Annotated in this window: 22 protein-coding genes and 1 other annotated feature; of the genes, 4 read left to right on the top strand and 18 right to left on the bottom strand. The window is 42.5% G+C overall.

Going from position 1 to position 21152, the window contains the following annotated elements; all coding sequences use genetic code 11:
- Positions 1–2: 2 nt before the first annotated feature.
- Entirely contained in the window at positions 3–2174 is a 2172-nt protein-coding gene (gene nrdE / locus AC6H04_RS09615; RefSeq protein ID WP_497571455.1) for a class 1b ribonucleoside-diphosphate reductase subunit alpha, read from the top strand.
- A 54-nt stretch (positions 2175–2228) separates the two neighbouring features.
- Positions 2229–3185, top strand: coding sequence for a class 1b ribonucleoside-diphosphate reductase subunit beta (gene nrdF, locus AC6H04_RS09620; RefSeq protein ID WP_497571456.1), 957 nt, complete (start codon positions 2229–2231; stop codon positions 3183–3185).
- A gap of 453 nt (positions 3186–3638) precedes the next feature.
- Here nrdF and rplL read toward each other — a convergent pair whose 3' ends face one another.
- The 16 genes from rplL to AC6H04_RS09700 all read right to left on the bottom strand — a co-directional run bounded on the left by rplL (position 3639) and on the right by AC6H04_RS09700 (position 16216).
- The gene (gene rplL, locus AC6H04_RS09625; RefSeq protein WP_168925144.1) at positions 3639–4004 is read right to left on the bottom strand and encodes a 50S ribosomal protein L7/L12; all 366 of its coding nucleotides are present in this window, start codon (positions 4002–4004) and stop codon (positions 3639–3641) included.
- Between the two features lie 47 nt (positions 4005–4051).
- On the bottom strand, positions 4052–4555 hold the full coding sequence (rplJ, locus tag AC6H04_RS09630) for a 50S ribosomal protein L10 (protein ID WP_497571457.1): 504 nt from the start codon (positions 4553–4555) through the stop codon (positions 4052–4054).
- A gap of 21 nt (positions 4556–4576) precedes the next feature.
- Positions 4577–4702: a sequence feature (ribosomal protein L10 leader region), on the bottom strand.
- Between the two features lie 52 nt (positions 4703–4754).
- Positions 4755–5447 (bottom strand): 50S ribosomal protein L1, encoded by a 693-nt coding sequence (gene rplA, locus AC6H04_RS09635; RefSeq protein WP_497571458.1) that lies wholly within the window; start codon positions 5445–5447, stop codon positions 4755–4757.
- 96 nt (positions 5448–5543) lie between these two features.
- A complete protein-coding gene (gene rplK, locus AC6H04_RS09640) occupies positions 5544–5969 on the bottom strand; it encodes a 50S ribosomal protein L11 (protein ID WP_089136453.1) in 426 nt (141 codons plus the stop codon).
- Positions 5970–6098: 129 nt separating this feature from the next.
- A complete protein-coding gene (gene nusG / locus AC6H04_RS09645) occupies positions 6099–6647 on the bottom strand; it encodes a transcription termination/antitermination protein NusG (protein WP_497571459.1) in 549 nt (182 codons plus the stop codon).
- Between the two features lie 121 nt (positions 6648–6768).
- Entirely contained in the window at positions 6769–6945 is a 177-nt protein-coding gene (secE, locus tag AC6H04_RS09650; RefSeq protein ID WP_098825496.1) for a preprotein translocase subunit SecE, read from the bottom strand.
- A 30-nt stretch (positions 6946–6975) separates the two neighbouring features.
- Positions 6976–7125 carry a 50S ribosomal protein L33 gene (gene rpmG, locus AC6H04_RS09655; protein WP_089088234.1) on the bottom strand — a complete coding sequence of 50 codons (150 nt, stop codon included), beginning with the start codon at positions 7123–7125 and terminating at the stop codon, positions 6976–6978.
- A gap of 71 nt (positions 7126–7196) precedes the next feature.
- Positions 7197–7778: an RNA polymerase sigma factor gene (locus AC6H04_RS09660; RefSeq protein WP_497571460.1), complete on the bottom strand. Its 582-nt coding sequence runs from the start codon at positions 7776–7778 to the stop codon at positions 7197–7199.
- 201 nt (positions 7779–7979) lie between these two features.
- Entirely contained in the window at positions 7980–8519 is a 540-nt protein-coding gene (locus AC6H04_RS09665; RefSeq protein ID WP_497571461.1) for an NYN domain-containing protein, read from the bottom strand.
- 18 nt (positions 8520–8537) lie between these two features.
- Positions 8538–9305, bottom strand: coding sequence for a 23S rRNA (guanosine(2251)-2'-O)-methyltransferase RlmB (gene rlmB / locus AC6H04_RS09670; RefSeq protein ID WP_497571462.1), 768 nt, complete (start codon positions 9303–9305; stop codon positions 8538–8540).
- Positions 9295–9717 carry a Mini-ribonuclease 3 gene (locus AC6H04_RS09675; protein WP_497571463.1) on the bottom strand — a complete coding sequence of 141 codons (423 nt, stop codon included), beginning with the start codon at positions 9715–9717 and terminating at the stop codon, positions 9295–9297. The genes rlmB and AC6H04_RS09675 overlap by 11 nt, the downstream gene beginning before the upstream one ends.
- Complete coding sequence (cysS, locus tag AC6H04_RS09680; protein WP_497571464.1) at positions 9714–11138, bottom strand: cysteine--tRNA ligase; 1425 nt, start codon at positions 11136–11138, stop codon at positions 9714–9716. Before cysS ends, AC6H04_RS09675 begins: the two co-directional genes overlap by 4 nt.
- 187 nt (positions 11139–11325) lie before the next feature.
- On the bottom strand, positions 11326–12819 hold the full coding sequence (gene gltX, locus AC6H04_RS09685; protein ID WP_497571465.1) for a glutamate--tRNA ligase: 1494 nt from the start codon (positions 12817–12819) through the stop codon (positions 11326–11328).
- Positions 12820–12993: 174 nt separating this feature from the next.
- A complete protein-coding gene (locus AC6H04_RS09690; protein WP_497571466.1) occupies positions 12994–14178 on the bottom strand; it encodes a PIN/TRAM domain-containing protein in 1185 nt (394 codons plus the stop codon).
- Between the two features lie 20 nt (positions 14179–14198).
- Positions 14199–15572, bottom strand: coding sequence for a DNA repair protein RadA (gene radA, locus AC6H04_RS09695; protein ID WP_497571467.1), 1374 nt, complete (start codon positions 15570–15572; stop codon positions 14199–14201).
- Between the two features lie 107 nt (positions 15573–15679).
- Positions 15680–16216, bottom strand: coding sequence for a dCTP deaminase/dUTPase family protein (locus AC6H04_RS09700; protein WP_497571468.1), 537 nt, complete (start codon positions 16214–16216; stop codon positions 15680–15682).
- A gap of 145 nt (positions 16217–16361) precedes the next feature.
- Here AC6H04_RS09700 and AC6H04_RS09705 point away from each other — a divergent pair, with 145 nt between their 5' ends.
- Positions 16362–17705: a C1 family peptidase gene (locus AC6H04_RS09705; RefSeq protein WP_497571469.1), complete on the top strand. Its 1344-nt coding sequence runs from the start codon at positions 16362–16364 to the stop codon at positions 17703–17705.
- 220 nt (positions 17706–17925) lie between these two features.
- On the opposite strand, the gene AC6H04_RS09710 is transcribed toward AC6H04_RS09705, so the two are convergent.
- Entirely contained in the window at positions 17926–18600 is a 675-nt protein-coding gene (locus tag AC6H04_RS09710) for a 2,3-bisphosphoglycerate-dependent phosphoglycerate mutase (RefSeq protein ID WP_497571470.1), read from the bottom strand.
- Positions 18601–18707: 107 nt separating this feature from the next.
- Complete coding sequence (locus AC6H04_RS09715; RefSeq protein WP_497571471.1) at positions 18708–19661, bottom strand: AEC family transporter; 954 nt, start codon at positions 19659–19661, stop codon at positions 18708–18710.
- Between the two features lie 363 nt (positions 19662–20024).
- On the opposite strand from AC6H04_RS09715, the gene AC6H04_RS09720 reads away from it, so the two are divergent.
- The gene (locus AC6H04_RS09720) at positions 20025–21104 is read left to right on the top strand and encodes an LCP family glycopolymer transferase (protein ID WP_497571472.1); all 1080 of its coding nucleotides are present in this window, start codon (positions 20025–20027) and stop codon (positions 21102–21104) included.
- Positions 21105–21152 lie beyond the last annotated feature (48 nt).

The following is a 21152-nucleotide window of genomic DNA, read 5'->3' on the forward strand; positions in this document are numbered from 1 at the left end:
AAATGAGTTTAAAAGAGCTTAAAGACGTCACGTATTATGACCTTAACAATGAGATTAATATCCCGGTAAACGGTCAGATTCCATTGAACAAAGATCAAGAAGCGCTACAGGCGTTTTTAACACAGAACGTTGAACCAAACACCAAAAAATTTGCTTCCTTGCAAGACCGTTTTGATTTCTTGCTGGACAATGATTACATTGAATCTGATTTCTATCATAAGTACAACTTTGATTTTATTCAATCATTGTACGACTATTTAAAATCTCAGAATTTTCACTTCAAATCATTCATGGCCGCTTATAAATTTTACGCTCAGTACGCACTGCGAACCAACGATAACGACTATTATTTGGAAAACTACATTGATCGAGTGGCTCTGAATGCGTTGTATTTCGCTGATGGGGATGAACGGTTAGCTATGGATTTAGCTGATGAAATGATTCACCAGCGTTATCAACCCGCTACGCCCAGTTTTTTAAACGCAGGTCGTAAACAGCGTGGCGAATTAGTCTCCTGTTTCTTAATTCAAACTACCGACGATATGAACACCATCGGCCGTACCATCAACTCAGCGTTACAATTATCCCGAATTGGGGGCGGCGTTGGGATTAATTTATCTAACTTACGTGGCGCTGGCGACCCCATCAAAAACATTGAAGGTGCTGCCAGTGGTGTGGTTCCTGTCATGAAGTTGCTGGAAGACAGTTTTTCATACTCTAACCAGTTGGGTCAACGACAAGGTGCCGGTGTTGTTTATCTCAGCGTTTTTCATCCTGACATTGTCGCATTCCTATCGGCTAAAAAAGAAAATGCCGATGAAAAAATTCGTCTTAAAACACTTTCGTTAGGTATTACAGTCCCAGACAAGTTTTACGAGCTTTGCCGTGATAACCAAGACATGTACCTCTTTAGCCCTTATGACGTTGAACGCGAATACGGTGTACCTTTCAGTTACGTTGATATTACCAAAGAATACGACAAGATGGTCGCCAACGATTCGATCCGTAAAAAGAAACTGCCTGCTCGTGAACTAGAAACTGAAATTGGCAAGCTACAGCAGGAATCCGGCTATCCTTACATTATTAATATTGATACTGCTAACCGGGATAACCCCATTGATGGCCGCATCGTCATGAGCAACCTCTGTTCAGAGATTCTCCAAGTTCAAACCCCATCAACGGTTGATAATACGCAGACCTACGAACAACTTGGACGTGATATTTCGTGCAATTTAGGTTCAACCAACATCGTTAATTTAATGGCCAGTCCTGACTTCGGTCATTCAGTTGAAACCATGGTCCGTGCGCTCACTTTTATCACTGATCATTCTGATATTGACGTTGTCCCTTCTATCCAAAACGGTAATAAGCTCGCTCATACTATTGGTCTTGGTGGCATGGGACTTCATAGCTTCTTTGCTAAAAACCAAATGATGTATGGTGACCCCGAAACGGTAGAGTTTACTAATATCTACTTCATGTTACTTAATTACTGGACTTTAATGGCCTCTAACCAGATTGCCAAGGAACGGCACACAACTTTCTACAACTTTGAAAAGAGTGCCTATGCAGATGGCAGCTATTTTGATAAATATACTAGTCAAAAGGGCGAATTTACGCCACAATCTGATAAAGTTAAATCCCTTTTCAAGGACATCTTTATCCCAACAGCAGCTGATTGGGAAGCACTTAAGCAAGCGGTAATGAAAGATGGTTTGTATCACCAAAACCGTTTAGCCGTTGCCCCTAATGGCTCTATTTCTTACATTAACGATACAACTGCTAGCTTGCACCCAATCATTAACCGGATCGAGGAACGTCAAGAAAAGAAAATCGGTAATATCTACTACCCTGCTCCTTACCTGTCTAACGAAACGTTACCTTACTACAAGTCGGCGTATGATACTGACATGCGGAAAGTCATTGACGTCTACGCTGCTGCTCAACAGCACGTCGATCAAGGTATGAGTATGACCCTCTTTATGCGTTCAACCATTCCAGAAGGATTATACGAATGGAAAAACGGTCGAACTAATAAGATGACTACTCGTGACCTCAGCATCTTACGCAATTACGCCCACAAAAAAGGTCTCAAATCGATCTACTATGTTCGGACATTTACCGACGATGAAGGTGAAATCGGCGCTAACCAGTGTGAAAGCTGTGTGATTTAGAAAGCCTCATTCCTCATAATCGTTGCACATAGAATGCCAAAGGAGCAGAAAATAATGACAGAATCATATCATGCTATAAACTGGAACGCAGTGAACAATCAAATCGACAAAGCAACCTGGGAAAAATTAACGGAACAGTTCTGGTTAGACACGCGTATTCCACTTTCAAATGACTTGGATGATTGGCGCGGACTAGATGATCAGCATAAATGGGTCGTCGGACACGTCTTTGGTGGTCTGACTCTCCTGGATACCTTACAGTCACAAGATGGGATGGCTTCCTTAAGAAAGGACACTCAGACGCAACATGAAATGGCTGTTTTAAACAATATCCAATTCATGGAATCCGTCCACGCAAAGAGCTATTCATCAATCTTCACAACCTTAAATACACCAGACGAAATCGACGAGATTTTTGACTGGAGTGATACCGAAGAATTTTTACAAAATAAAGCTATCCGTATTCGTGACTTGTATCATGATGATGGCCATCCACTAAAGAAGAAGATTGCTAACGTTTTTTTGGAAACTTTCCTCTTCTATTCTGGCTTCTTCACCCCGCTTTACTATCTTGGCCATAATCAACTAGCTAACGTAGCAGAAATTATCAAACTCATTCTCCGTGACGAATCTGTGCATGGCACTTATATTGGTTACAAATTCCAAATTGGTTACAATCAATTAGGCGAGAATGAACAGCAAGAAATCAAAGATTGGATGTTCAATTTCTTATACGAACTGTACGAGAATGAAGAAAAATACACCCATTTAGTCTATGATCAAGTCGGCTGGACCGATCAAGTTTTAACTTTTATCCGCTATAACGCCAACAAAGCACTGATGAATCTTGGTCAAGACCCACTATTCCCAGATACCGCAGATGATGTAAATCCAATCGTTATGAATGGTATTTCAACCACCACTGCTAACCACGATTTCTTTTCACAAGTTGGTAATGGTTACCTCTTAGGGAACGTGGAAGCAATGCAGGATGGCGATTACGATATTTAACTTCTAAAATTTTATCTTTAAAACAATGTAAGCTGTGATATAACTTGGTAGATACCAGAATTTAACGTGAATAATGCCTATTCCGCAATTTTTTTGTGGAGTAGGCATTATTTTGTGTTAAATGGCCGAAATCTGATTTTTAGCGCGTAATTAGACCATATCGCCGTATAGAACCAACAGACAATGATCACTATTTATGGCTAATATTTGATTAAAATACTTGCCAATATCGGCTTATGGTACAACCCCTAGTTTTTTAAACACTTATATCAATTAAGCACTACTACCCCTAAAACTACTTGCTTAGCGAACTTAACGTTACTTCTGGGGAAATGATTATATCTGACACAACAGCGATTACCAGCCAAATTTGAAGGTTTGCTAACTTGCCTAGAAGATACAAAAAAACACTGTGCAAAATTGCACAGTGTTTTTTTAACGGGCAGCCTTAAATTACTTAAGGGTAACCACGCCACCAACTTCTTCAAGCTTAGCTTTAAGATCGTTAGCTTCGTCTTCTGAAACGCCTTCTTTGATAACTGAAGGTACGTTGTCAACAAGACCCTTAGCATCCTTCAAACCAAGACCAGTGATCTCACGGACAGCCTTGATAGCCTTAACCTTTTGGTCACCTGATTCAGTTAATTCAACATCGTATGAATCCTTAGCAGCACCGGCATCGGCACCACCAGCAGCTACAGCAACAGGAGCAGCAGCTGAAACATCGAATTCTTCTTCGATTGCCTTAACAAGGTCGTTTAAATCTGAGATTGACGCTTCCTTTAATGAAGCGATGATAGCATCTTTATCAAAAGCCATTTTTGTTTCCTCCATTTTATATTGAAATAGTGAGTTGAGTTACTGGGTTAGGCAGCTTCGCCTTCACCCTTGTCAGCGATAGCCTTAACCGCACGCGCAATTTTACGCATAGGATCAGACAATGCACTAGCAAGCATTGACAACAAGTCTTCACGACTTGGCATTGTAGCATATTCGTTGATTTCATCAAGAGTAGCAACCTTGCCTTCAACCATACCACCCTTAAGGCTCAGGGCATCATGGCTATCAGCAAACTTCTTCAAGATCTTAGCAGGTGCGATTGCATCTTCGTCAGAAAAGGCAACGGCAGTTGGACCAACAAACGTATCGTTTAAGTCTTCATAACCAGCTTTTTCAGCAGCACGAGTCAAAATCTTGTTCTTGATAACACTCATTGAAACACCAGCTTCACGTAATTGCTTACGTAAGTCAGTGACTTCAGCAACCGTTAAACCACGGTAGTCAACTACGATAGCAGCCTGAGCGTTTTTAAAACGTTCAGTTGCTTCTTCAACTGCCTTAGCTTTGATTGCAACATTTTCCTTACTCATTAGTTTCACCTCCTGAATTCTTTTAGGAATAAAAAATCCCTATGTCCGCCAGGCATAGAGAGAAATGTAAAATTAAATTCACATCTTCCTCGGCAGGTAAATTAAGGCTTTCGCCACCTGAGTCTTGGGCAGAACAAATATCAACTTACTAAGCATACAGAATGCTAAAGTAAAAGTCAATACGGGATTTTCTATTTAATTAAAGGGATGCCACATCAACATTGACACTTGGGCCAAAGGTTGATGAGATTGATACGTGTTGTACGTAAGTCCCTTTAACAGCTGCAGGACGAGCTGAAACAACCACGTTGGCGATTGTCTTCAAGTTTTCAACTAACTTGTCAGCATCGAATGATACTTTACCAACAGGAACAGCAACGTTACCATCACGATCGGTCCGGTAAGTAACCTTACCAGCTTTAGAATCGTTAACGGCTTTCGTTACGTCCATAGTAACAGTACCAGTCTTAGGGTTAGGCATTAAGCCCTTAGGTCCAAGGACACGACCTAAACGACCAACTTGGGCCATCATGTCAGGTGTTGCGATTGCAACATCAAAGTCCAACCAGCCATCTTGAATCTTAGCAACTAAGTCGTCTTCACCAACAAAGTCAGCGCCAGCGGCTTGAGCTTCCTTAGCCTTGTCACCCTTAGCAAATACAACAACAGTCTGATCTTTACCAGTACCGTTTGGCAGAACAACTGCCCCACGGAGCTGTTGGTCAGCCTGCTTAGTATCTACGTTAAGCTTAAATGCAATTTCAATCGTTGCATCAAACTTAGCAAAATCAATCTTCTTAACCAAATCAACAGCTTCATCAAGTGCGTAGTTCTTTTCAGCTTCTACTTGCTTGACAGCGTCTTGATACTTTTTACCTCTTTTATGAGCCATCTTGTGAATTCCTCCTTGCAAATGTGGTTATAACGGCTTGGCCTCCCACTTGATACATTTGCTTTAACAAAGTATCCGTAGTGTTAGTAGCTGGGATTAACCTTCTACAGTGAAGCCCATGCTACGAGCAGTACCTTCAACCATGCGCATAGCTGCTTCTACGTCAGCAGCGTTTAGGTCTTGCATTTTGGTCTCAGCGATTTGCTTAACTTGATCCTTGGTTACCTTAGCAACCTTTTTCGTGTTAGGTTCGCCTGAGCCGTGTTCAACACCGGCGGCCTTCTTTAAAAGAACGGCTGCTGGCGGAGTCTTAGTTACGAAATCGAATGAACGATCTTCGTAAACCGTAATAACAACTGGAATAATCATCCCAGCTTGATCGGCAGTACGAGCATTAAAATCCTTCGTAAAGCCCATGATGTTAATTCCGGCTTGGCCCAATGCTGGACCAACTGGTGGAGCTGGTGTTGCTTTACCCGCAGGAATTTGCAATTTAACAATGTTAGCTACTTTTTTAGCCACGAGACATACCTCCTTGAGTCCGTGTTGTGGTAAATGGAGAGCAGATTTCTCCTCCCACACGTGTATGCAGAACATACTCATATAAATTACCACAATTATAACGACTTGCCAAGTAATTCTTTAGATTATTTAGGCAACTGGATCAACTTGATCAAAATTAAGTTCGGCACTGGTTTCACGACCGAACATATTAATATTAACCTTAAGCTTACCTTTTTCATGATCAATTTCGGTAATCTTGCCTTCCATTCCTGTAAAGGCACCATCAACGATTTTGACCGTATCATCAACGTCCACATCAAGATCTTCATGACGGCTGCTCATCCCTAATCGTTTCAGGATCAGTTCAACTTCATCAGGAAGTAATGGTGTTGGCTTTGAGCCTTGACCATGAGAACCAATAAATCCGGTAACCCCTGGTGTGTTACGAACAATGTACCAAGCCTCATCCGTCATCACCATTTCAACCAAGACGTAACCTGGGAAGGTTTTATCCATCTTGATCTTCTCTTTACCGTTTTTAACTTCACGTTCCTCTTCTTCTGGGACAACTACCCGGAAAATGTAGTCTTGCATTCCCATTGATTGAGCACGTGACTCCAAGTTCATCTTTACTTTGTTTTCATAGCCAGAATAGGTATGAAGGACATACCATTGCTTTTCAGCTGATTCAACCATTTTGTTCCATCCTTTCCTAAAGGGACTAATACAGTCAATTATTCTTATCAAAATAAAAAAACTCCGACCGCGCGAAGTTTTCAACAAAACCTATTATAGCATAGATTACCGTCTAGTGGCATTAAGCCAAGAACTTTAATCCCATTTGAACCAGATAGTCGACAATTCCTAAAAAGATCGCCATGGATAAAGCAACAAAGATCACGCTGCTTGTATCCTTTCGCGTCTGTTTGGCATCAGGCCAAGAAACCTGCTTCATTTCGTCTTTAACAGCAACTAAAAATCTAAAAAAGCGCATGAGCTCCTCCTTACACCGGGTATTTACGCGTTACCGGGTCTCCCGATGTAACGTATGCTTACCACAATACTTACAGTATTTTTTTACTTCAAGCCGAACCTTACGATTAGGACTAGCCGGGACCGTGTAGTTCCGGGATCCACAGACAGAACATGCTAACGCAACCTTCTTTTGAGCCACGTCTAACACCTCCTTATAGCAAGTTTCATAGTATCATCTTCATCAAGTACGTGTCAAGCAATGTTGGTTTCCTATTCGGCTTGCTTGCGCCGCTTAATTTTTCGTTTAATTCGCTCGTTAGCGTTATGAAACTGAATATGGTCAATTCCTAACTGTTCACAGATTGCTTCCTCAGTCTGACCTGATATCAAGCCAATAAGAACGGACCTTTCCATTTTGGACATATCTTTTTTTATCGTTTCGGCCAATTGCTGTTGAAAAATAACTCGATTTTCAGATGAAAACAAATGCTCATCCGCCAATGTTTCCGCAAAAAAGGTCGGATTAGCGTCGATGGATGAAACTGGACCAGTGGCTTTGCGCTTCTTGGCATTAATCCGTCGCGCATAATCACGTCGCCGGTTAAGTAAAGCAGCCTTCAGGTAGGAACCAAATGCGTGTGTCCGGGTGACATCAAAACGATTAATCACTTCCCAGATTACGATCACCGATTCTTGAAACCAATCTGCCAGTTCTAATTCCCGTAAATAAAACCGGTTTTGAATGCTTAAAATGAGTGGTTTATAGCGGTTTATCAATTCCTGCAAGGCACATTCGTTACCATCACGAGCCTCTTCAACTAGTACCCAATCTGCTTCATTTTCAACGCGCATTTGCTTCCTCCATATTTGAGTTCCTTCACCATTGAAAATAAATATAACAAGAAGCATAGCGGGTGCATACCAAACAAAAAGCCGAATTGTACATAATAAAAACAACCGATTCTTATTTTTCGACTGGAAGCGTGATTACATCACCGTTCATGAAGCTAGTCCAAAATAAAAATCAGTTGTTTTTTAATTCTCATGTACTTACTAAATATTCGGATGATCTTCATCGCCCAAATGGTCACGCAGTTTTTCTAACTTTGATAACTGACCGTCACTCCACGGTGAATGCCGAACTTGACCCTTATCGGCAAACTTCACCGCCTGCGTATGAACTTCTTTGCGGGTTCGATTAATATTAGTTAGAAGCTCGCCTGCTGGAATACGCAATGCCCCAGCAGAAAAAACGGTCCACTGCTCAGCCTGATCACTGGTCGCAACGGTGACCTGCGTGAAACGAGTCTGTTTTTCCTTGGTTAACATCTCAATATATTCATCAGCAGTTTGATCCTGACCCGTCCAGACGACTTTCAAGCCGTAATGATCATACTTCTTGGACACTCCCGGAACGTACATGGCATCAAAGACTACAATCATTTCGATGCGCTGGTATTTATGGTATTCCGAAAGAATTGACAACAAGTTGTCGCGGGCTTCTTCCAGACGTCCCGATAACTTTAGCCGGTTTAGATCCGGCCAATTGCCAATCATATTATAGGCATCAACAATTAAAATATCTTTTTTCAATACATTCACCCAATTCGTTTAATTCAGTGGGTGACGGGAAGAAAAGGCCTGGTACATCAGCAGACTGGCGGCTACACTAGCGTTTAAACTTTGCACATGGCCCACCATTGGAATCGTCAGCATCTCATCCACCGTTTTTTTCAATAACGGTGAAATTCCCTTGCCTTCGTTACCAATGATAATGCCAACTGGACCTTTGGCGTCAAAATGACGGTAATCAGTTCCGTTCATATCCGTGCCAAACACCCAGAGGCCACGATCCTTCAATTCCTTTACCGTGTTCACTAAGTTAGTCACACGTGCAACTGGCACATGTTCAATTGCCCCCGTAGAGGTTTTGGCTACCACACCTGTAAGTCCAACCGAACGACGCTTAGGAATGATAATCCCATGTGCGCCCACTGCGTCAGCCGTCCGCATGATGGAACCTAAATTATGCGGATCATTAATGTTATCCAAGATCAGGAAAAATGGCTGCTCGTCCTTCTCCTGAGCTTTCGCAAACAAGTCGTCAATAGTAGCGTACTTAAAAGCCGAAACAGCCAGCACGACACCCTGATGATTCTCACGGGGTGCTAATCGCTCCAGCTTCGACTTTGGCACCATTTGAATCACCAAAGAACGTTTCTTGGCAAGCTTAATAATTTCACCAATTAATTCGTTCTTTAAACCGTCCTGAATGAAGACCTTGTTAATTTCCTGATCACTTTTTAAAGCGTTAATCGCTGGATGGCGACCAAAAATAAATTCAGAAGGTTCTTCTGGCGTCTGTTCATTATTTTTCATTTGGTAATCTCCCTGCTTCGACTTGTTCAATGCACCATTGCGCCATTTCAGCTAAACGATCTTTTTGATCACTTAAAGCTAAATAACCAAAAATCGCTTCAAACCCCGTTGAAATACGATACGTCATCACACTGGTATTTTTAGCATGCGTATAGCTTTTGGCGTTGCGACCGCGTTTGAAATAATACGCTTCTTCTTCGGTCCAAAAACCGTCCTCTTCCATTAACGTGATCAACCCCGCTTGTGCCTTAGCAGAAACGTACATCGTCGCGGTATGTTGTAACTTATTGGGCTTAGTTAACCCCTGTTCGATTAAATGACGTCTGATAAAGACCTCATAGGCAGCATCACCCATGTAGGCCAGCACAACCCCATTCAATTGCTGATAATCCTGTTGCGTTTGTTCGCTCATGCGTTTCCTTTCCCATCGTCTCGGTGCCAGCGGGTCCCTTGTGGTGTATCTTCAAGGATGATCCCCTGTGCTTTCAACTGTTCACGAATCTCGTCACTGCGCTCAAAGTTACGGTTCTTCCGGGCATCTAGCCGCTCATTGATCAGTGCCTCAACACCGTCATCATTAAGTGTTTCTTGCTTAAATTCAATCCCGAAAATATTCACTAATTCGGTTAACGTCTTCAAAATGAAAGCCAGACTGTCTTTAAAGACAACTGGACGTTCCGCATAAACGTTACCCAGCTTAGCGAGTTCGTATACCTGAGCTATCCCATTTTGGACGTTAAAATCATCATCCATCTGATCAACAAAATCCGCTTCTATTTGACGGATTTCCTGTTCAACCTTAGGGTCGTTGCCCGGTTCAGCATCCTTGAGGCGGTAATTAAGGTTATTGAAAGCCGTTTGCAGTCGTTTTAGATTGTTAGCGGCATCATCCAAATTGCCCTGAGTGTACTGAATTGGCCGACGATATTGCGTAGTCGCCATAAAGAAACGCAAAACTTGCGGGTTCACGGTCTTCAAGATGTCATGAACCGTCACAAAATTGCCAAGTGACTTACTCATTTTTTCGTTTTCATCGCCAACCGTCACAAAACCGTTATGTAACCAGTAGTTGGCGAATTTTTGCCCGGTTTTAGCTTCACTCTGGGCAATCTCGTTTTCATGGTGCGGAAAAGTCAAATCTTGACCGCCACCATGAATATCAAAGGTATCGCCTAAGTACTTCGTTGACATCACAGAACATTCAATGTGCCAGCCTGGCCGACCTTTACCCCATGGTGAATCCCATGAGATTTCGCCCGGCTTAGCTGCCTTCCACAGTGCAAAGTCAACGGGATCTTCCTTCCGATTGACCTCTTCAGGATCAGTATGTTGACTGGCGCCAACTTCTAAATCATCAATATTTTGGTGGGATAACTGACCATAATGGGCAAATTTACGGGCACGATAATACACGTCGCCTTCCGATTCATACCCATAACCCTTAGCAATCAAATCCTGAACAAATTCAATAATGTCCTTGATGTTTTCGGTTGCGCGAGGATGTTTGGTAGCTGGTTCAATATTCAGTGCAGTGGTGTCTTCCATAAAAGCAGCAATAAACTTGTCAGCAATGGCAGGAACAGTCGTATTGGCTTCTTTTGCAGCCTTGATCATCTTGTCATCAACGTCCGTAAAATTAGAAACGTATTTAACGTGATAACCCTTATATTCAAAGTAACGTCGAATGGTATCAAACGCAATGGCACTACGCGCATTACCAATGTGAATGTAATTATAGACAGTTGGTCCGCAGATGTACATTTTTACGATTCCCGATGTAATCGGGGTAAACACTTCTTTTTGTCGTGTAAGTGTGTTGAATACTTTAAGCATTAACTCGCTCCTCTCTGATTAATCGTAAGTACATTTTATCATAATTAATCTCTATACCGACATTTTTAGTGACATCATTACAAATTAATTAAGTTGTGCGAGTGACAATCCTCTTTTTTAGTGAAAAATAAGAAAAGGGCTGACTGCAGATTTACTTACCTGCAATCAAGCCCTCTAGCTTGTTTAACTAATTTTTATTCAATTGTGCCAAGGTTTGAGCAACGTGCTCCAGCGTCTTGTCACGACCGACTAATTCAATTGATTCTGGTAATTCTGGACCGTGCATTTCATGGGTAACAGCAATTCGGATAGGCATCCAAAGCTTCCGCCCCTTAATGCCGGTGTCCTTTTGAATGGCTTTGATGGTTGCTAAAATCTGAACTTTATCAAAAATTGGCAACTTCTTGATTCGGTCAGAGAATTCCTTCAAAACAACTGGTGCAGTATCGTTAGAAATTTCTTCTAATGCGTCACCACTGACTTCTTCAGGTTCTTCAAAGAAAACACTGGCCATGTCATTGATCTGAGCCATGTAGCTCATTTGCTGCTTGTACAAGTTGATCAATTGACGAGCCCATTCAAGGGTCTTAGCATCTGGATTTTCAGGAATATTCCCGGCTTCAATTAACTGTTGCAAAGCCAAGTCCACCACAACATCTTCGTCAGATGATTTAACGTACTGGTTATTAATCCATTCTAGCTTCTTCTTATCAAAAGTGGCTGGTGATTTACTCAAACGCTTTTCGTCATACATTTTGACGAATTCTTTCAATGAGAAGATTTCGTCCTCGCCCACTGGTGACCAGCCAAGCAAGATAATGAAGTTCAATAGTGCATCAGGTAAGTAACCAAGCTTACGGTACTGTTCAATAAACTGTAGAACAGTTTCGTCACGCTTAGATAACTTCTTACCAGTATCCTTGCTGATAATCAGACTCATATGACCGAACTTAGGTGCTTCCCAGCCAAAGGCTTCGTAAATCATCAATTGCTTAGGTGTGTTAGCAACGTGATCATCACCACGGAAAACGTGTGAGATTTTCATCAAATGATCATCCAGCACAACCGCAAAGTTGTAAGTTGGAATGCCATCAGCTTTAACGATGACAAAGTCACCACCGATAGTGTCAGAGTCAAAGGAAACCTTACCCTTAACCATGTCATCCCACGCGTAGGTTTGGTGTTCTGGAACGTGGAAACGGATAACAGGCTTCAATCCCTTGGCTTCAGACTCCGCCATCTTAGCCTTGATCTCGTCATCTGACATGCCAGCATATTCGTATTCATAATGAGGCATCTCGTGACGGGCACGTTGTGCTTCACGGTCAGCTTCAAGTTCTTCTTCAGTTCGATAAGACTTATAGGCTTTACCTTCATCCAGTAATTGTTGGATGTAAGGCTTGTAGATATCAAAACGTTCTGATTGACGATAAGGACCGTATTCTCCTGGCTTGTCAGGACCTTCATCCCAATCAAGACCTAACCAACGTAAATTATCCAGTTGGCTTTTTTCGCCGTCAGCCACGTTTCGTTTTGTATCGGTGTCTTCGATTCGAATAATAAACTTACCCTTGTAGTGACGCGCAAACAAGTAATTAAATAATGCTGTCCGTGCGTTACCAATATGCAGATGCCCAGTAGGACTAGGTGCATACCGAACGCGAATTGAATCATTTGCCAATATCTATTCCGCCTCTTTCAAAATATTTCGATTTGAAACTTCTCTTGTCCGCCAATAAAGGGACACATCACTTGATGCATCCCCCTTATCAACGAACACACTTCATACAGTATTTCAGTGTACCAAACAATCGACATCTTTTTAAGTGTACAATGGAACGCCCGAAAAGAAAAGTTAGTTCGACTTCTTCTTATTATTTTTTTGGTTAGTGGTGCCCGTTTTGCCCGACTTGTCAGTCTTATCCGTCTCTTCTTTGATTTCATGAGTTGAATGTGCCGGCTTAGCAAAAATCATCCGTCCAGCATCCGTTTGAATGGCTGATGTCACTATGACATCCAAGTGTTCGTTCAGATAATATCGGCCATCTTCAACCACAACCATGGTGCCATCATCGAGGTAAGCAACACCTTGCTGGCGTTCAGTCCCGTTTTTAACCACCATAACATCTAGGTGTTCACCCGGAATTACTCGTGGCTTCAAGGCATTAGCCAACGCATTGATGTTAAGTACCTGAACCTTTTGAAACTCGATGACTTTGTTCAAGTTATAGTCATTGGTGACGATCACACCGTCAACTTCTTTTGCCAGTCGAATCAGCTTGCTGTCAACCTCTGAGATATCATCATAGTCGCCTTCGTACATTTCAACGGGAATGATATTTTCCTCACGCAACTTGTTAAGAATATCAAGTCCCCGGCGACCACGAACGCGCTTGATACTGTCGCTGGAATCTGCGATGTACTGTAACTCGTACAGTACAAAATTCGGTACTAATAAGGTTCCTTCAATGAAGCCGGTTTTGACCAAATCATAAATTCGACCATCAATCAAAATGTTAGTATCCAGAATTTTATAGTGATGATAATTCTCATCAATTGGTCGGTCAATGATGCTTTCACCGTCATCCGTGTTTTTCTTGGTTCGAAATGAGAACAGCTTCCGCCATTCTTCTCGCTTAGTCGTCCCAAGCCGAAAGCCAAGATAACCAAACAAGATCATCAAAATCACGGGAATTAATCCGCTAAAGATTGGTGAATTGATTCGGTAAAGTGGCGTTGAAATCAGTATCGCCAGAACCAAACCAATAATCATTGAAACACTCCCGAACAGTAAATATGCGGGACTTTTTGAAGTCAATGTTTTCTCAAAGCGATTGATCAGACGCTCGATGTAACCTGAAAAAATAAGGGATAATAGCCATAACACTAGCGCGCCGATAATGGCATTCGTGATTTCGTTGTTAAACCACGTTCGGTCTGAGTAACCAAAACCTGCCCATATAAGTGGAATATAGGCAGCACCAAGTCCCAATCCAATAAATGCAAAAATTGCTTGAATAATTGCTCTTTTTTTATTCACTTAATTCACCTCCAAATCCATTAAGCTAAAATTTTATGCAGTGCCTCTCCAAGCGTTGCCACGCCAACCACTTCAATATCTGTTGTGGGGGTCCAATCCTTCAAATTGTTTTTGGGAATGTAGATCCGTTTGAAGCCAAGCTTTGAAGCTTCCTTTACTCGGTCTTCAACCCGGCTGACCCGGCGAACTTCACCAGTTAAGCCAATTTCACCCACGTAACACTCGTTGGGATTAGTGCCTTTATCCCGGTATGAACTAGCGATGCTAATGGCTAGTGCCAGATCAATTGCAGGTTCATCCAGTTTAACGCCACCAGCAGCTTTCAAATAAGCATCCTGATTTTGCAGCATGAGATTAGCTCGCTTCTCTAGCACTGCCATTATTAATGATACACGGTTTCGGTCGACACCGGAAGCTGTCCGCTGTGCATTTCCAAAAACAGAAGGCGTTAATAGCGCCTGAATTTCCACAAGAATGGGTCTTGATCCTTCCATGGAAACCACGATTGCAGATCCAGTAGCGTCCTTTAAACGTTCTTCCAGAAAAATTTCTGAAGGGTTTTTAACTTCTTTCAGCCCATCTTCCTGCATCTCAAAAATGCCCAACTCATTAGTCGATCCAAACCGGTTCTTCACTGCCCGCAGGATACGATACGTATGATGAAGATCACCTTCAAAATAAAGCACGGTATCAACCATATGTTCCAAAACCTTAGGGCCGGCAATGGCACCGCCCTTGGTCACGTGGCCCACAACAAAGATGGTAACGCCTTGTGATTTAGCAATCCGCATAAGTTCAGCAGTGACCTGCCGAATTTGTGAAACAGAACCGATTGCTGAAGTAATCTCAGGCTCAGACATAGTTTGAACCGAATCAATCACAACGTAATCTGGTTTCATCTCACTGATATTAGCCCGAATCCGACTCACATCAGTTTCAGGATACAAATAAAGATTGTCGCTTGCAACACCTAAACGGTTAGCACGCATTTTAATTTGGTTAGCACTTTCTTCGCCGGAAACGTAAAGGACCGTCCCACCAGTTTGACTCAGCTGGCCAGATACCTGTAGCAGCAAAGTTGATTTTCCAATCCCTGGATCGCCACCAATTAACACTAAGGACCCAGGCACAACTCCGCCGCCCAGAACACGGTTAAGTTCCCCTAACTGTGTTTTGACCCGGGGCTCTTTTTGCATGGAAACCGCAGCTAATTTCTCCGGCTTAGTCACCGTACCACCGCTTAAACTGGTTGCTGTTTTGGCGGTAGTGGTTGCTGGTGCAATCACTTCTTCAACGAAGGTATTCCACTTACCGCAATTGGGACAGCGCCCCAAAAATCTCGGTGCCTGATAACCACACTCTTGACAGACAAACTGTGTTTTTTCTTTCGCCAATCATTTCAATCCTTTCCGGTGATGCTCTGACTAATACTAACCAAACTTATTTTAGCATAGTCTCGGCCTTTTGAAGGCTGAGACTCCTAAGCTTTATTTCTTTTTAATTACTTACCGGAAGAACCAAAACCACCCTGGCGTTCCTGCTGAGGCTTTTGTTCATCATCAGCCGTAAGATAGTGCATAAAGATGCCCTGTCCAATACGGTCACCCTTAGCGACCTTGGCATCCGTAAGACCGAAATTCAACACTTGCATGAAGATTTCTCCCTCATTGCTATCGTTGTTATAATAATCGGCATCAATCACGCCAATCCCATTGGGAATCACGAGGCTGCGTTTCAGTGGGTTACTTGAACGGTTGGCTAGTATCAGGACTTCATCATCGCCCATATAGGCTTTGATTCCCGTTGGAATTAAAAATGGTTTGAGAATCTTTTTGGCTTTTGCCGAAGTTTCATCATCCACATTGCTTTGATGACGAATTGCCCAAATCACCTTCAAAAAATCTAATTTCCAAATACTAGGCACGTTAAAATCAACCGCACTCTCAAAATCATACCCAGCTGCCCGTTTGGTAGTGCGGTATGGCAAATGCAATCCTTCATTGGAGTAGGACGAAACAATTTCAAATCCACGTGTCATCTCTCTCATTCCTTTCGTGCATGTGATTTATATCTTACACTATTACGTTGTGGGAAAACACCCCAAAACAGTCTATTGTTAGCACGCTTTTACCACCAAAATGTTGTACAATAATGACTATGAAACGAGAAGGAGTGTGATCCATTTGAGTAACGATAAAACAGCTGCAATCAGCAGTGATCAAATTACCCGCTATCAGACTTTATTTAATGACCGTAAGGATGCCAAAGTGGTAGAACGCGCGATTAGCCACCAAGGCATCTTGGCTACCAGTGCTGATTTTGCCTCTGACACTGACATGACGCCCGTTTTTTCCATTGAATTGGACACTGGTAAAGTAGCTAACCAAAAGCAAAGTGGCCGTTGCTGGATGTTTGCCGCACTAAACACCATGCGTCATCACCTAGCTGACCTGTTTAAGCTCAGTGACTTTGAACTTTCTCAAAACTACACTAATTTCTGGGACAAATTCGAAAAGGCAAACTACTTTTACCAAAACGTCTTGAACACTGCAGACCAACCCTTAACCAGTCGCAAGGTCGCCTTCCTCATGGCAACACCACAGCAGGATGGCGGGCAATGGGACATGTTATGCGCCATCATTGAAAAATATGGCATCGTTCCTAGATCAGTAATGCCTGAAACCTATAACAGTTCTAAATCCAGTGAGCTGAACAGTACCCTAAACAAAAAACTACGTAAGGATGCCGTTACCCTTCGCGGATTAACTGCTAAGGGTGCCAGTGATGATGAAATTGCTGCCGCACGCGACAAAATGCTGGGCGAAGTTTACCGGTTGCTGTGCTACACGTTAGGTGAACCCGCACAAAAATTTGATTTTGAATATCGCGATGACGATGGGAACTACCACATCGATCGTGATTTGACGCCTAAGTCATTTTACGACAAATACGTTGGCTGGAACTTAACCGATTACGTTTCCATCATCAACTCACCAACTGCAGACAAGCCGTATAACCAAACTTATACCGTTGAAATGTTGGGTAACGTCGTGGGTGGCCGTGAAGTCAAACATTTGAACGTCACCATGGACGACTTCAAACAACTCGCCATTGCTCAATTGAAGGATGGTCAAAGTGTTTGGTTTGGCTGTGATGTTGGTCAAAGCTCTGACCGTCAAAAGGGTATTATGGATACCAATGCCTACAAAAAGGACGAACTGCTGGACATGGATCTTTCCATGACAAAAGCAGAACGCTTGGATTACGCTGAAAGCCTGATGACCCATGCCATGGTTATTACCGGGGTGGACCTAGTCGACGGCAAACCAACTAAGTGGAAAGTTGAAAATTCTTGGGGTGACAAAGTAGGTACCAAAGGTTACTTCGTGATGAGCGACAGCTGGATGACAGAGTACTGTTACCAAGTTGTTGTTAACAAAAAGTATCTGAGTCCTGAATTGCGCCAAGCTCAAGAAGCAGAACCAACCGTTCTAGCACCTTGGGATCCAATGGGCGCCTTAGCATAATAGCATGTGAAGGTAGGCGCTTGGAGACTGGAGCGTCAATCAAAAAGAAGCAGTGGTCAGGCGATTTTTGCCGGATCACCGCTTCTTTTTGATTGACGTGCAGGTCTCTGCCTACCTGAACACGTTTTAGAATGCCTTGAACCGTATACTACCTTATTAAAAATCCAGATAGCATCACTATCAATCAATAAACTCACATTAAGGTGTTTTTAATCACCCTTTACGCCTTCAATTTCCGCTTACTAATAACGTTCAACCGAGCATCAAATTCATAAACGATAGGCACCCCATTGGGAATCTCCAAATGGTCGATATCTGCATCACTAATCCGATCAATGTATTTAATCAGTGCTCTTAACGTACTGCCATGAGCAACCACTAATTGATTATGGCCATCCAGTAACCGCGGTGCAATTTCATCCTGCCAATATGGCATTAGACGATCATAAGCCATCGCAAGGCTTTCACCCCTAGGCTCGGTTACGCCTAACGGTTCATAGCGGGGGTCTTGATCAGGTTGATCCAGCAGCGGTGGTACTACACGATAACTACGCCGCCAAAGTTTAAACTGTTTCTCACCCACTTCAGCTTTCACCGCTGCTTTCTTCCTTCCTCGTAACGCACCATAGTGACGTTCATTAAGACGCCAAGACTTTGTCACCGGTAAATAAAGCTGATTGATTTCATCCAGCACAATGTTAGCTGTCATAATTGCCCGTTTTAACATGGACGTATGCAAATGATCAAACTGCAGACCTGTCTGTTTAATGGCTTCTCCAGCCAGATGGGCTTGCGCAATGCCCTTTTTCGTCAGTGGCACATCACTCCAACCAGTGAACACGCCATCTCGATTAGCCTGACTTTCACCATGACGCAAAACGACTAATTTAACCATAAAAATGATCCTCTCTTCTCATGCTCTTTCATTCACATAACAGTATATCACCGGCTGTAAATTCAATAAAGGGACCTCGGCATGAAGTCGAAGTCCCTTTATTGAATTTAATGAGAAGCATTTAACAGCAACATCAAAATTGGAATGACCAGCAAGCTAAGTAACGTAGATTCAGTCACCATTACCGCTGCAAAACTGGAATCAGCACCGTAGAGCTTCGACACAACGGGTGCATTCGTCATCACAGGCATTGCGGACTGGATGATAAAAACCTGTTTCATCATCATTGGCATCCCAGTTGGCAAAACCAAAAGCGCCATTAATGCTGGTGCTAAAATAAAGCGACCAAAGAGGATTCCCAGACTACCACGGTTGATCGTCAAGTCATGAAGATCAACATTCGCAATCGCAATACCAATAAAAATCATGGAGAGTGGGACGGTTAAGCCACCGATATAATTCAAATCTGCCATGATAAAGTTTGGCAACTGAATTTTCAGTAAAACTAAAACTACCCCAACCATAAATCCAAGCAAAGGCGGTGAGAAAACCTTTTTAAGCGTTTGAACCAGACTAAAGTGATAATCGCCCTCGCCGTCACGCTGAATTAAATAAACGCCTAAAGTCCAGAAAATCGTCGTGTTGGCCATGTAATAGACCAGAACGTAAGGTAGACTCTTAGCAGCACCAAATAGTGCAACGTTAACGGGCAGGCCGACAAACACCGTATTTGAATTAAAAAACATGGATTCGAAAAGTCCGCGATGACTTTTCCTAATATGTAGAACTTTAGCAACAATGATTGAAATCCCAAAGAGGATCATCATTGATACCACTGGAAAGCGCAAGTCAGGTAACGTTTCAATCAACCGTTTGAACGTAAACTTGCTAGTAATGGTGTATGCCATATATGCAGGCAAGGCTACCTGAGTAACCAGCCGAGCAATCAACTTGCTGGCCGATTCATTAAACCAGCCTAGATTAGTCAGAAGGTAACCTAGCGCAATCATTAGAAGAATCTCAACCACGCCCGCAACACTCCGGGCGAATAATAGTAACATTGTTTGTTATACCTTCTTTCACATCAAAAATTAATATTTATTATAGCATAATTCAACAACGTTGACTTTACAACCTCGTAAATATCCACTTGATCAGTCCTAAAATAAGTTCAATTATCGTCATTGTCCCCGTTATTCAAACTCTAATTGGGCGATTTAGCCCTCGTTATCTTGCCATTCAATGTGACTTCTATCATTGAACGGTTTACGTGAACGTTAATTTGTGATGTAATAGTACAGTTAGGCAGAGGAAAAGGCATCTCATATTTTCCTTAAAATCGACTTAAGCTTCATAAAAGAACCACACTATCTGAAAAAATAGACCTATAATGCAAAGAGATTTTACAGAGGCGAGGGAAACTTATGGCATCAAATAATTTCGATCCAAATCAAAATAATCAATCAACACGGCGCAGTGATTATTCACACTTCAAATCACGTAAAAAGCACCATGGCTTACTTTGGAGCATCCTAATCATTGTTTTAATTCTCGTTACTGGTGGGGTTGCTTATGGATACCATGCTTATAATCAAGCGAAAAAAACTTTTGACAACACGTTCCAAGCAGGGCAAACCGACAAGCTAAGAAATGTTGATAACGTGATCAAGCAAGGAAAGCCCTTCTCAATTCTTTTGATGGGAACTGATACGGGTGCGCTTGGCAGAAACGACGTTGGACGGACAGATACCCTGATTGTTGCGACGATCAATCCTAAAAAAGAAACGGCCTATCTGACTAGCATTCCTCGTGACACACGGGTTCAAGTGAAGGGTGATTCTCAGCCATACGAAAAAATCAACGCGGCTTACACTATCGGCGGTGCTGCTGGTTCCGTTTCTACTGTGGAAAACCTGCTCGATATTCCAATTGATTTTTACGCCATTGTTAATATGGGTGGCCTAGAGAAGATGGTCAATGCCGTTGGCGGTGTTGATGTTGTCCCACCAATGACGTTCCACTACGGCAATGCCAATGTGGTGAAAGGACAAAAGATCCACCTGGACGGTAAAGCAGCCCTAGATTACTCACGAATGCGTGAAGAAGATCCATTAGGTGATTATGGACGCCAAAAGCGGCAACGACAGGTACTTCAAAAGCTAGTGGTGAAGGGTGTCGGCATTACCTCACTTCCACGATACAAGCAAATCCTCACCTCTTTAAACGGTAACATGAAAACGGATATGACTTTTAATGATATGCTCGCTATCCGAACCAAGTACGGCGATGCTAGTCATCACATTAAATCTCAAACCTTACAAGGTCAGGATGCCATGATCGACGGTATTTCTTATCAAATAGCACCCCTTTCAGAACTGCAAAAGGTTTCTAACAATATTAGACATACCTTGGGCCTTAGCGAATCCACTAAATTAACGTCCAGTTCTACGGGTACGGGAGATGACAGTAGTTATACGTCATCAACAAGTAGCTCCGGTTATTAATTCTCACTAGAGTTTAAATAAATGAGTTCCAAAAAAACGCTATTCCGA

The organism is Secundilactobacillus sp. MJ173, assembly GCF_059704265.1.